Genomic DNA, 13523 nt, shown 5'->3' on the forward strand with positions numbered 1-13523 from the left:
CATAGCCCGTCCGTATCGTCATGCTGCCTTGTAGGTGAAGTTTACCACATTAGATAACAATAACAAGAGTAGTTTTTTAACTGGATCATAAACAACGCGGTATGGATGATTGCCACATATGTCGGAATAACCCAATGTGACAATTGTGATAACCAGCTCATCAAAATGGGGGTGCATATATATTTTGAGGTGAGAATCGGAATGAAGAGTTTCAGGTATGGTGATGTTACATGATTCTGGACATCGTACATGATGGATTCTGGATATTGTCCATGTTAAGACAAAAGCCACTCCTCTATAATCTAAATGAGAATAATTATCAATCCGTGCGGATTGAAAAATAGAGAGGTAGGCAATGAAAACAATGAAACAGCGTTTTTGGCAATTTGCACTTATTTCCGTTATGGTCTTCCTACTAGCTGCGTGCGGCAGCGCGAAGCAAGAAGGAGCGACAGATAATAAGACAGCACCAACTTCCCAACAAGAGACGGGTCAGTCTCAGCCAGCAGCGACAGAAACAGCCAAAGGAACGAGAGAGATTACATATTTGGGCAAGACCTATACCGTACCTGAAAAAGCTGAGAACATTGTTGTTGCGGGCAGCATAGAGTCGATGGAGGATGCATTAGTACTAGGGACTAATCTTACTGGAGCAAGTTCAGTTGGCGGCAGCTTCCCGCAAATGTTCGCAGAAATTACGAAAACGGCGACTGATATCGGTCAAAAGCAGCAGCCAAACTTTGAAACGATGCTGAAGCTTAAGCCTGACGTTATACTGGGCTCAACAAAATTCCCAGCGGATAAGACAGAAAAAATGGAGAAGATTGCACCGACTATTCCCGTTTCCCACAAAGCAGTGGACTGGGAAGCGAACTTGTTATTGTTAGCAGAACTAACGGGCCAGCAAGATAAGGCCAATGAATTGCTCCAGCAATATAAGAAAGATCTTGAAGCTGCGAAGCCGAAAATTGGGGCAGAGTATAAGGATAAAAAGGTCATTGCGCTTCGGTTGCGTGGACTCGAACTTTGTTTATACGCAGAATCGGTATTCTTTAATCCTACCTTGTATGATGAACTTGGTTTAACAGTACCGGCTGAGATAAAAGCGACGAAGAAACAAGAAATTATTTCGATCGAGAAGTTTAGTGAGATTAACCCTGACGTTATCTTCTTACAATTTGCGGAGTCAGAGAATAAGAAGAATGTAAAAATTTTAGAAGAGCTGCAAAACAATCCGATTTGGAAAAACCTAGATGCTGTTAAGAACAATAAAGTATTTATCAATGTTGTCGATCCAGATGCACAGGGCGGAACGTTCTGGAGCAAACAGCAGTTCCTCAAAGCTGCTGTTGAGAAACTCGGATCGTAATGATTTCAGGTGAGCAGATGAAGAGGCAAATATCACATCGTATACCTATACTCATCCTTGCGTTGTCGCCTTTTGTAATGGTAGCACTAGCTGTTTGCTCTGTTTTTTACGGGTCTAAGTCGATTAGCTTAAGCACGATATGGGATGCGTTCGTTCGGTTCGATCCGAACCATATCGACCATCAGATTGTGATACACTCCCGTCTGCCACGAGCAATAGGAGCGCTCCTTGTAGGGGCGTTCCTTGCTATATCTGGCGCATTAATGCAGGGGGTAACGCGCAACTATTTAGCTTCACCTTCTATTTTAGGCGTGTCGGATGGTTCCGCCTTTACCATCACACTTTGTATGATCTTCATGCCTAATGCATCGTCTATGGAAATGATTTTGATGTCACTTGTCGGATCAGCTTTGGGCGTAGCGTTTGTGTATGGCATAGCGTCCGTCATACCTGGGGGACTATCTCCAGTAAAGCTGGCCATCTTCGGTACAATTGTAGGAACTTTTTTAAGCAGTGTCTCAATGGCTTTGTCCACGTATTTTCAAATTTCACAAGATATTAGCTTCTGGTACAATGCGAGGCTTCACCAAGTGAATCCAGAGCATGTAAAGTTAGCGATTCCATTTGCAATTGTGGGGATTTTGTTAGCAATGCTTGTTGCCAGCAAGATTAGCGTCATGGCGCTCGGTGAGGAAGTAGCTCGTGGATTAGGGCAGCGGACGAAAGTAGTCAGAGGTATTGCGACCATATCGGTCATTATTTTGACAGGGATATCGGTTGCGCTAGTAGGTAAGATTGGCTTTGTCGGCTTAATGATTCCTCATATTACGCGTTTCTTAGTCGGTATGGATTATCGTTGGGTTGTACCTTGTGCAGGTGTCATTGGAGCTATGTTTCTTTCCTTTAGCGATATTATAAGCCGCTTCTTGAACATGCCGTTCGAGACACCGATAGGTGTAGTTACTGCGCTGTTTGGTGTTCCGTTCTTCCTCTACTTGATTCGTACTAGAGGAGGGGGCAAGCATGCATAAAACTACTTCATTACGCACGTTCTGGATCGTATTTATATCGCTCGTATCTCTTATTTTGGTTAGCTTGTATTTACATATAACGTCTGGTGATTTTGACATCACGGTCATGGAGATACTTCGAACCCTATTGCAGATCGATTCTAAGCCAGAAAATGAGTTGGTTCTATTTGAATTTCGTATGCCGCGAATGATTGTTGCTGCTTTAGTTGGCTTTGGGCTTGGTATTGCGGGTGCCATTATTCAAGGTGTATCTAGAAATGGTTTGGCTGATCCAGGTATTTTAGGGATCAATGCTGGAGCGGGCTTCGCCATCGTCGTGTTTATGTTTATGTTCCAAGGCGAGTTATTTACAGATGGCTGGCTTGGGACGATGATTATGCCTATTTTCGGCTTGGTCGGCGGATTGCTTGCCGCGGTAGTTATCTTTGTGATGGCCTGGCATCGAGGGACGTTGGATCCGCAGCGGCTTCTGTTAGTCGGTATTGCCATTTCTTCAGGATTTGGTGCATTGACTTTATTTATCTCTTTGAAAATGAATCCGAATGACTTCGAAGCAGCTACCGTCTGGTTGACAGGAAGCATTTACAATTCGAATTGGCTGTATATTACAGCCATGCTGCCATGGCTCATTATCCTTGTTCCTATATTAATGATGAAGGCATCTGTTCTCGACTTGCTGCAAATGAAGGATGAAAGTGCATCCAGCTTAGGCATTGCCATTAATCGTGAACGAATCGTTTTGTTAATTTGCAGCATTGGTATCGTGAGTGCCTGTGTCTCCGTATCAGGGAGTATCGGTTTTGTTGGCTTGCTTGCGCCGCATATTGCCAGAAGACTAGTCGGTGTGACACATAACAGGTTAATTCCGATATGCGGATTGATAGGTATGCTGATTGTTGTCTTTTCCGATTATGTTGGAAAAACGATCGTGGCACCGGCGGAGCTTCCGGTTGGTATTGTTATTTCACTAGTTGGGGTTCCTTACTTTGTGTACCTGATGATTCGAACAAAAGGAAAATAAATCAATTTAGTAGTTCTTTAGAACTAATAAAATAGTTACAAATCGTAATATTTAAGACTAAAGTCCCCTAGATGTCAAAATTGTAACTTGTTATAGTATAGACAAATGGAATCCCATTACATTAATAGGATTCATTGATCTAATATTATAAAAGATTACAATGTGTACATACACACATGTGATCATTATTGTTGTAAGCCAGCAACGAAGAATAGACATCTTAGGGAGGCAGAACGATAATGAACAACAAGGTGAACAAATTAATGAATATGAAGACTTTTAGCAAATCTTTGCTAGCACTAACGACACTTACACTCTCTGCTCAAATGTTAGCAGCACCTGTATCAGCAGCTCCGCGCAGCACAGACAACGGGACAAGCTATACGTATAACATGAACGCTGCTAGTACAGCGCAAACGGCAACAATCCAAAACAGTGTGAACATGCGTGACGCCGCATCTACTTCTGGAAAAGTGATTCGCAAGCTAACACAGGGGGAAACGGTTTCCGTACTGGAAAAGACAAATGCCAACTGGTACCAAGTGAAAGATTCACAAGGAAACGTTGGATTTGTTAGTGCAAACAGCAATTATATTAAAGTTAATGGGGCAAGCAATCCATCTACGGGTTCGAGCAATTCTGTAAATACAAATAATTCGAACAATGACGATAAGCAGCCGATTAGCTCTTCTGTGGAAGGCGTAATTAAGACAGGTATGTCGTATCTCGGAACACCGTATGAGTTCGGTTCCAACCGCAGCAATACGCAGACATTCGACTGCTCTGATTTCGTCCGTCATATTTTCAAGCAGTCCGCAGGAGTTACCCTTCCAGCAGATTCTCGTCAGCAAGGTTCTTATGTGAAGGATAAAGGGACAGCTAAAAATAGTATCTCTCAATTGAAGCGTGGCGACTTGATGTTCTTTATGAGCTATAAAGGTTCCAAAGCTTCCAGCTATGCTGGGGTAAATAAGAATACAGAGCGCATTACTCATGTGGGTGTATATTTAGGTGATGGACAAGTATTGCATACGTACTCCGTTGATTCTGGAGGCGTTCGTGTAGATACAGTTACCGGCAAAGCTTGGGAACACCGCTTCTTGTTCGGTGGAAGTGTAATCTAGTAAACGAATCATTTAAATATTTTGAATATTTCTAACTAATCAAGGGGTTGTCCGAAGGGGAGAGTTGTTCTTCTGAAGGGCAGCCCCTTCTGTTGGATTAGAGAACAAAAAAATAACCCCCACCCAAGAGCTGCCTTGGAAGGAGGTGTCGCTGTACATTAAGTAATGTTGTTGTCCTATGCTGTCAATGGACATCTGCTTACTGACGGTGATGCTGATGAGGATGATGTTCCTTCTTGGTTCCAGGTGTTTCTGGAATTAGATCTTCAATCCTACGCAAGCTGCGGAATCGAGGCTTACGTGCTAAGTGATTAGCATACCAGCCGCTAAGCGCACTAAGTGGAATAATAGCTGAAAGCAACCATACCGCTAGGCTCTGCTGCTCACGTACAAGAATATAGAAGAAACCCAGCACGACTAGTGGAGCATAATCTACATATTTGACAAGCCAATGTCGTTTGCCTGCTCGATTTTCTTCAATACCAAGACTGATGAGTCCAGCAATGGCGATGATACAGGAAAGGGTGAAGGAAGTCCAATCGAGTGCTAGTGTCAGCATACCAACAACTACGAGGATATATCCAATGGCACCGAATGTACGATATAGCAATCTGGCTCTCTCCTTATCTCGTGTTCAAATAAATATTCAATTTAATGTTTGATAGTAAGTAAGAACAATTTGTACATAAATAAAATTCGGTAATAAATATTACCAGTTATTTGCTTATCCAAACATTTGGTTGTTGATAAGTTCTAATACATCACGTGGACACTTCTCCAGCAGTTGGGTTGGGAACTCTCGTTGTTGACGCGTGATTCTTACGTCGCTCAGATCATTCTGCAACCGTTTAAACCATTCTATAAGTGTTTCATGTGAGGTAAGCATTTCTCCGTAACCATGGTCAATAAAATAGTCGCAGTTCTCTTCTTCTTGTCCAGGAATAGGAGAATAGAACAGCATCGGAATTCCTTTAATCATACCTTCTGTACAGGTCATTCCGCCAGGCTTCGTTACTAATAGATCAGAAGCGTCCATGATTAGCGGGATATCATGAGTATATCCGTAAATATGAATGTTAGGATGCTGAAATAATGGATCTTGCTTCATACGCTGAATTGTTTTGCTGTTGCTGCCCATACAGAATAGAAACTGTACATGCTCTCGCCATTCGGCTATGTATTGTAGTGCTTCTTCATTAATGGAGAGTCCCCATCCGCCGCCCATAAACATGACGGTAGGCATTGTCTTCAGTCCCAAGGAAGCTTGGGCTTCCTGTTGAGTCTGACGACTCCAGAACTTTGGATGAACAGGCAGGCCTGTGACGACAATGCGATCAGATTCAATGCCGCGAGCGAGCAACTTATCACGTACTTCATCAGCAGATACAAGATACTTGCTTACTTCATCGTCTATCCATGTACCATGAGCGTCATAATCGGTAATCAAGGTATATAACGGAACATGAAGTCCTGAACGCTTCAATCGAGAGATGACGATATTCGGAAATGGATGCGTGCAGACAATGGCATCAGGACGCAAATGATTAACGACCTGAGAAGTTTGTGTATAAAATATACGGTGCAGAGCTAATTGAGTAAAGCGATGAAGTGACTTTTTGTATTTCTTGCGGTACAGAAGACCGACCAACTTCGGCTGTGTGCTGACCGTCTTGCGATAAGCTGCAAATATAAGCGGTCCGACGGTAGGATTTAGAAACCTGCCGAGCTCGATAACACGGGCTTGGACGTCTGGGGCTATATGTTTAAGCCCGACAGCTAATGAGTATGCAGCTTGTGTATGCCCTGTACCGAAACCTTCGGATAGAAGAAGGATCCTCTTTTTACGCATGTTTCTCACCCTTCATTATTATACCCCACAATCGAATTGGAAGCATCAAGGAATCTTTAGATATTGTTCCAAAAAAACATTGAAGTTGCAAGATGAAAAACAATGTGGTAAAGTGAAAAACGAGAAAACTGACCGAAATAAAAATTCAGTCATTTAGTCAAATAGTCAGAAGCAGAGAGGGGTGATCGTATGTCTTTGGATCGACGCAAACAAATTATTGATGCTGCTGCAAAGTCATTTGCCTTGTTTGGGTACAAAGCAACGACGATGGATCAGATCGCTAAGATTGCTCAAGTCGGCAAAGGGACGATCTATACGTTCTTTGCAAATAAAGAAGAGCTGTTCAACGAGATTTTGCAACAAGTCATTCTTGAAATGAAGCATATTGCAGATAGGGAATCTGCTGAGCAGCGTCCATTTCATGAGAAGGTTTTTCGTATTCTCGATCAAGCGTTAGAGTTCCGCAGTCGCCATGAGCTGGCAATGAAGCTTTCTCAAGAGCTTCGTGATGTAGGTACGCCTATGGCTAAAGAAGCACTGAACCGACTTGAAAGTGAATTGCTTACTTACATTGAAGCTCAACTTCAAGCAGCTATGGATCGTAGTGAGCTGGAACAGGGCGATCCTCGTATTATGAGCTTTATTATGTATCAATTATATCGATCTTTAACAACGGAATGGAATAAGCTTTATGAGCCGTTAGATAAAGATACGATAAAGGAAACCTTCTATAAATACTTTATGAAGGGGATTCTGCGAGTAACACCGTATGAATCGAAGGATGAGTAACCTTTGTATGGGTGATCATTGTATTGTTAGTTAGCGACTTGCCTACTATGGGGCAAGATTTGTTATAGGTTTATTGCGTCGCGTCCAATCGCAGCTAGATGTGCAGCTGTTTATGCGCTGTATGTGTTATAGCTATGCGGACGAGGCGTTTCTTTTGACCTAAAATGACCAAATGAACTATTTGGTCAGGAGGTTTTGAAGAGTTTGGGAAATGATATTTAGCACAAAGGTGAGTGAGACGTGTGAAAAGTTTGCGATTATTTTTTGCAGAGTGGGGAAACATACTGCGCAATCCAAAGGTGTTAGTGCCTGTTATTGCGGTGATGATGATTCCGGTTATGTACAGTGCTCTATTTCTAGGTACATTTTGGGATCCGTACGGGAAGATGAAGGATCTGCCTGTAGCGATTGTCAATGAAGACAATGGCGCTGAAATGGATGGGGAAAAATTAACGATCGGCAAGGAGCTTGTGGATGAGCTGAAGGAAAGTAAAGAACTTGATTTTCACTTCGTATCTTCACAGGAAGCATTAACTGGATTAAAGGAAGATCGTTTTTACATGACGATCACGATTCCAGAAGATTTCTCTAAGCGTGCAGCAAGTTTGATGGATGATGAGCCGAAGCAGGCAGAATTATTGTTCCAAACGAATGAAGGTCATAACTTCTTGGCAGCTCAAATTGGGGGGACTGCCATCCATAAAGTCAATTCCGAAATATCTCGCACGATTACGGAATCTTATACGAAATTAATGTTCGAGCAGGTTGAGAAAGTATCTGATGGATTAGGTGAAGCTGGAGACGGCGCAACTAAGATCCACGATGGTACGAAGACACTAGCTAATGGTACAACTGAGCTGAAAACGAACCTGGCGAAGCTCTCTGATGGGGCACTAAAGCTGAAGCAAGGTACGTCTCCGCTTGCGGAAGGTGCACAGAAGCTTAACCAAGGCGCAGCAGAATTGAACAAAGGTGCAGCCTCCATGAATCAAGGCTTGAAGCAGCTTGCTCAAGCACATGATCAATTAGAGCAAGGGGCTCGCAAGAGTGAGCAAGGGGCAACTCAACTGCAAGCAGGTTTGAAAAGCTCTGCGGCAGGCAGCAAAGAGTTGGCTGAAGGAACAAAGGCGCTCGCAGGCGGCCTAGAGCAATTAGTGAAAGCAAGCCCTGAATTGGCGAATCACCCTGCTATGAAGCAGATTATGCAAGCAAGTCGTGAAGTTCAAGCAGGAGCGAGCAAGTTAAGTGAAGGCCAAACGAAGCTGGTAGCGGGAGCATCTGCATTGAAAGATGGTCAAACTCAGCTTGTTGGCGGTATGAATCAATTCGGTCAGAAGCTAGACGAGGCTGCTGCGGGCAGCGGCAAGCTTACCGTTGGTGCGAAGCAACTTGCTGATGGTGCAGCGCAGCTTAAAGGTGGAGTCACAGAAGCTACGAAAGCGATAACGACTATTGCAGATGGCAGCAGCAAATTAAATGATGGTGCAGGCAAGCTGCAAAATGGTGTGCGTGAGCTGAAAGACGGTTCAGGTGAACTAGCGAGTAAGCTGACAGAAGCGGCAGATGAAGCAGCGAGTGTGCAAGGTTCAGAAAAACGAATCGAAATGTACGCTAAACCTGTAACGGTTGTAGAATCCAGCATCAATAAAGTACCGAATTACGGTACAGGATTTGCTCCATACTTCTTGTCACTTGGATTGTTTGTAGGTGCGCTTATTCTAACGATTGTACTTCCGCTAGTTCAATCGCCAGATCCATTGGCTTCTGGGTGGAGTCGATTTGTTAGTAAAACGCTATTGTTCGTATCCGTTGGTGTTGTTCAAGCACTAGTGGCAGATGCGATTCTTATTTTCGGCCTAGGGCTGGAAGTACAAAATACAGCTCAATTTATTGGCTTTAGTATTTTATCAAGTATGACGTACATGTTTATTATTCAGTCCTTGGTAACCGTACTTGGGGACCCGGGAAGATTTGTGGCAATCGTAATTCTTATTTTACAGCTTGTATCTTGTGGAGGAACGTTCCCAGTGGAGCTGACACCTACATTCATGCAAGTGATTGGCGACTGGTTGCCAATGACGTATACGGTAAATGGTTTCAAAGCAGTTATTTCAAGTGGCGATACAAGCGCATTGCTTAGCCAATCTGGCATTCTTGCCATTTATATCGTTGCATTTGGTGCATTAACTCTAGGCTACTTCGTTGTGAAGGCGCGTGAAGCACGCGGCGATCAAGCTTCGGTTACCGCGAACTAATACTTGCAATTATAAATGAAGCTTTATCGATGCTAGACGTGAAATGGAATAATCGGAAGTAAGAGAAACCCTCAAGTGCTAATTCGCATTTGAGGGTTTTTTCCATGTTCAGCAGGAAATAAGGGGATAAGCTCGAATTGGTTGTAAGACTTCATAGGATTCGTTGCAGCAAGTATAAACGTAACGGTTAGCGGCAAATCGTAAGGAGGTACGAATGTGAAAAATGTAAATCGACGATGGGAACTGGAAGCGATGCGTGGCGTCGCGATTATGGGTGTCGTTCTCATCCATGTTATTTCTATGGGAATTGCAGTTCAGTATCCTGATCATGCCGGATGGGGAGGACAGATGGAAGCGGGGGTGCTGCCCTTGGTATGGGCGAGCGCATGGGGTAGGTTTTCGGTACCTATATTTCTATTTGTGTCGGGACTGCTAATTACGTATCGTCTTAAGGATAAGCCCATTTCTTATCCAAGTTTGATCCTGAAGCGAGGAAGCGATTTACTGTTGCCTTACTTGTTTTGGACAGTAATTGGTCTATTGTTCACTTGGTTTATGATCAACCCATGGGGGTTACAGCATCTCATTGTTGCCCTTGTGCTCGGCAAAGGATATTTTCATCAGTTGTACTTTATCCCTCTTTTATTGCAATGTATCATTCTTCTTCCTCTCTGGCTCAAAGGTCTAAAATGGAACGTCGGAGGCTTTCTTCTCATCATCGGCAGCATTCAACTTCTGTACACGGCTGCGTATCAACTTCTATTCCTTTCTTCATTTGAGTACATACCTGCATCGCTCGCGAAAGCTTGGGAAATTTTAATTGCCCCTACGTTATTTGGCATGATGGGCTATTTCGTATTTGGGCTAGCAGTTGGCCTGCATTTTGAAAAATGTTTGCAGTACGTGAAGAACAAATCACTCGCCTTTTGTACAAGTGTATATCTTGCTTCCCTTGTTCTTCAGCTCGCAGATGTTCACCTATCGTTTAGCATTTCATCAGATCTTGGCAATTCGATTCATTTTTACCGTGTTACGGTGTTTATTTATGTATGTAGTACCATTTTGCTTGTATGGAAATGTGCGCTTGTATTCGGGGAAGCGCGTTGGATGAGGAGTGTGATGAATCTCGGACAATACGCCTTTTTTATATTCCTCGCCCATGTGCTTATACTGGAAAGCTTGGATCTTCATAGTTCGGTATGGTATGGATCATACGCGATGATAATTGTGACAACTGTACTTACGATGCTGCTGTGTATAGGTGTGCAGTATATCGGCAATAAGCTCGCTCCACGACGGTCAGTACGCAGCCCAATGGGGATGTTTTTTGGAAAATAAAATAAGTGCAGTTCATTCGGTCGTCAATTTGCAGAAGATATAGTTATAAAGTCTTAATTTTCATAATAATGAAGCGTACATTCGGATTATCATAAAAAAAACCTTTCCAACTGCCGATATATCAATATATACATGACTTTGCGTCATACTTCGGTATGAAGTAGGGAAAGGGGAATAATAGCTTGAGCAATTTAACGGGACACAAGCGTTCATTCGGGCGCAAAATGACAACATGGCTGGCAAGCTTGCTTGCCGTTACGTTGATAATTGGTATATCTCCGTGGCATTCCGTTGCTAGTGCATCAACTACAACGAAGACATCGACTGCAGAAACGGTAACGGGACTTCAATTTGAATCAACGGTAACTCCTGTACATGTCATTGTGGATGGATCATCTGTGCAGATGAAAGTGTTAGCATCTATTAAGGGAGAAACGAATCTGAGGGATGTTACGGGAGCAGCGACATGGACTTCTTCCAATCCGTCTGCCGTTACGGTAGAGAACGGATGGGTGAAAGGCGCTGGCAAAGGTACATCTGAAATTACAGTTAAGTACCAAGGTTTCACGTTAAAGAAGACAGTAGTATCTGAATTTATGTACGACAAGCTTATAGTTCGTAATGCAGATAGTGGACAAGAGGTTGAGGCATCTATGACTACGATGCTTGGTGCAAAGCACAAATGGAAAGTATTTGCCTCCGATAAATCGTCCAACACAGAAAACGATGTAACAGCAGAAGCGCTATGGTCTACTGCAGATTCGAATATCGTTGACGTGGATAAAGGTGTTCTTGACATTAAGTCTGCAGGAACAACGAAAATTACAGTGAAGCATAAAGGGATCACGAAAACGATCGAAGTAAAAGTTGAATATGCTTACGATGAGTTGAAGCTGTCCCCGAACAAGCTGATTGAATTCCAGTATGGTGGTGCAGAATATGCCCTTACTGCGACAACGGAGAAAAAGGGCAGCACAGCTGAAGATGTTACATTGAAAGCAACTTGGAGTTCAAGTGATTCCAATATCGTTCAAGTAAAAGACGGTAAAGTGAAACCGATCAATGTGGGTACAGCTACGGTAACGGTTACTTATCTTGGTCGTTCTAAGAGTGTAACGGCTGTTGTACGTCCTTCTCATCATGCAATACGGATTACACCAGATGAAGACCAGCATGTTATGCTAGGTGACACAAAAGGGATTAAACTGGAGCTGTTTGCTCAGAAAGATCTAGCTACTCCTGATAATGTAACTACATCTGCAGAGTGGCGTTCTGATAATGTCATGGCTGTGACGGTTGAGAATGGTGTCGTACAAGCAAAAGCTGCAGGAACGGCTAAAATTACAGCTAGTTATAATGGTTTATCTAAATCGGTTAATGTGACGGTGTACCCGAAAATCGAGAAGCTCGAATGGACAGATGCAAAGGAAAATGCAAAAGAGCCATTTAAGCAAGAATTGTACGTAGAAGATGTGAAGCCTCTTCCGAAAGTACAAGGCATTACGTTTGGCGGCGACAAAGTAGACTTGAGCAATGTGGTTACTTATATGTCCAGCAATCCTGCTGTATTTGAAGTAGAAGATGACAAAATGAAAGCCTTAAGCAGCGGAGATGCTCAACTATTGGTGACATCGAACGGTCTTGCATTGAGCACAGACGTGAAAGTATTGCGCAAGGCATTGATGCTGAGTACAGACAAAACGGAAATGTCCATCGTGACAGGCCGTGAGGTTGCTTTGCCTAAGACAACCGTTATATTCACAAATGGTGAAGAACTTGATGTAACCCAGGATATAAAATGGGAAGCTAGCAACACGAATTTGCTGATCCGTGATGGTAAGATGAAAGGTCTTGTTCCGAGCAGAGTAACGCTTAACGGTACTTACTCGAACGTAAAGATTAGCATTAAGATCACAATTGAGCAGGAAGTCGTTCGCTTCGTGATTGAGCCTAATCCTGTCTATGTGAATATTAACAAGTCCAAGAGCTTCAAAGTAACAGGTGTATACCGTGATGGCAAGAAGGCTACGCTGACAAGTCGTATTGACTGGAAAGTTGAAAACGACAGTATTGCAAGCTTGCGTGGCTCCAGTGTCAAAGGTTTAGCACTAGGAAGCACGAAGATTATTGGAGAATATCAAGGCAATCAGCTTGTTATTCCTGTTCATGTTAAACCACGTCTCTTGAAATTAGAGACAAATGCTTCTTCTTCGCTTAAGATGACAGTTGGCCAAACGGCTGACTGGAAGGTAAATGCGATTTACGATACGGGTGAGGTGGTTGATGTCACTTCGCAAGTGAAGTATGTGCCTTCAAGCTCTAAAGTGAAAGTAGAACGTGGAAAAGTAACAGCAGTGACAAAAGGCAGCGCGTCGGTCAAATTCACATTCGATGGTAAATCTGTCTCGATGCGCGTTTCGGTTAAATAGTTCTCCTTGCTGATCGTTCATCAACAGCATAAAAAGTATATATGTACATTCTGTCGCAGTCCCTATGTTATAGGGGCTGCGATTTGTATATAGTCATCTTGATGGTTGGGATGTTCAAGGATGGTTTGTGTTTGTTATACAATAGTTTGTATAAAAATACATAAAACTTGTCCTTTTTATGCATTTGCCCTGCGTGATGAGCGTCATCCCTATGACAGAAATGAGTAGATTAAGCTGTTATTTTGACGTTGTTTAAAACAGGAAGCTTTCATTTTTAATGTGAAATCGGCGCAGTACTGCAAGTAATCAGCTCGGAAA

10 protein-coding genes are annotated in these 13523 nt (G+C 43.0%); 8 read left to right on the forward strand and 2 right to left on the reverse strand.

The genetic code is table 11. From position 1 onward, the window contains the following. Nucleotides 1–364 precede the first annotated feature (364 nt). From FPZ44_RS01105 to FPZ44_RS01120, 4 genes are all read left to right on the forward strand, one after another. Entirely contained in the window at nucleotides 365–1369 is a 1005-nt protein-coding gene (locus FPZ44_RS01105) for an ABC transporter substrate-binding protein (protein ID WP_144991619.1), read from the forward strand. A 17-nt stretch (nucleotides 1370–1386) separates the two neighbouring features. After that, on the forward strand, nucleotides 1387–2400 hold the full coding sequence (locus FPZ44_RS01110; protein ID WP_144986608.1) for a FecCD family ABC transporter permease: 1014 nt from the start codon (nucleotides 1387–1389) through the stop codon (nucleotides 2398–2400). Further along, the gene (locus tag FPZ44_RS01115) at nucleotides 2393–3421 is read left to right on the forward strand and encodes a FecCD family ABC transporter permease (protein WP_144986610.1); all 1029 of its coding nucleotides are present in this window, start codon (nucleotides 2393–2395) and stop codon (nucleotides 3419–3421) included. The genes FPZ44_RS01110 and FPZ44_RS01115 overlap by 8 nt, the downstream gene beginning before the upstream one ends. 239 nt (nucleotides 3422–3660) lie before the next feature. Beyond that, on the forward strand, nucleotides 3661–4545 hold the full coding sequence (locus FPZ44_RS01120) for a C40 family peptidase (protein ID WP_261378162.1): 885 nt from the start codon (nucleotides 3661–3663) through the stop codon (nucleotides 4543–4545). A gap of 199 nt (nucleotides 4546–4744) precedes the next feature. On the opposite strand, the gene FPZ44_RS01125 is transcribed toward FPZ44_RS01120, so the two are convergent. Next, nucleotides 4745–5155: a permease gene (locus FPZ44_RS01125; RefSeq protein WP_144986612.1), complete on the reverse strand. Its 411-nt coding sequence runs from the start codon at nucleotides 5153–5155 to the stop codon at nucleotides 4745–4747. Between the two features lie 114 nt (nucleotides 5156–5269). Further along, a complete protein-coding gene (locus FPZ44_RS01130; RefSeq protein ID WP_144986614.1) occupies nucleotides 5270–6394 on the reverse strand; it encodes an MGDG synthase family glycosyltransferase in 1125 nt (374 codons plus the stop codon). Nucleotides 6395–6583: 189 nt separating this feature from the next. Here FPZ44_RS01130 and FPZ44_RS01135 point away from each other — a divergent pair, with 189 nt between their 5' ends. The 4 genes from FPZ44_RS01135 to FPZ44_RS01150 all read left to right on the forward strand — a co-directional run bounded on the left by FPZ44_RS01135 (nucleotide 6584) and on the right by FPZ44_RS01150 (nucleotide 13205). After that, nucleotides 6584–7183: a TetR/AcrR family transcriptional regulator gene (locus FPZ44_RS01135; protein ID WP_144986616.1), complete on the forward strand. Its 600-nt coding sequence runs from the start codon at nucleotides 6584–6586 to the stop codon at nucleotides 7181–7183. Nucleotides 7184–7425: 242 nt separating this feature from the next. Continuing rightward, nucleotides 7426–9438, forward strand: a complete 2013-nt coding sequence (locus FPZ44_RS01140) for a YhgE/Pip domain-containing protein (RefSeq protein ID WP_144986618.1) — start codon at nucleotides 7426–7428, stop codon at nucleotides 9436–9438. A gap of 216 nt (nucleotides 9439–9654) precedes the next feature. Next, the gene (locus FPZ44_RS01145) at nucleotides 9655–10776 is read left to right on the forward strand and encodes an acyltransferase (RefSeq protein WP_144986620.1); all 1122 of its coding nucleotides are present in this window, start codon (nucleotides 9655–9657) and stop codon (nucleotides 10774–10776) included. A gap of 182 nt (nucleotides 10777–10958) precedes the next feature. Next, nucleotides 10959–13205: a bacterial surface protein gene (locus FPZ44_RS01150; protein WP_261378163.1), complete on the forward strand. Its 2247-nt coding sequence runs from the start codon at nucleotides 10959–10961 to the stop codon at nucleotides 13203–13205. Nucleotides 13206–13523: the final 318 nt, after the last annotated feature.

Source organism: Paenibacillus agilis (genome assembly GCF_007786455.1).
In the GTDB taxonomy this organism is placed as follows: domain Bacteria; phylum Bacillota; class Bacilli; order Paenibacillales; family Paenibacillaceae; genus Paenibacillus_B; species Paenibacillus_B agilis.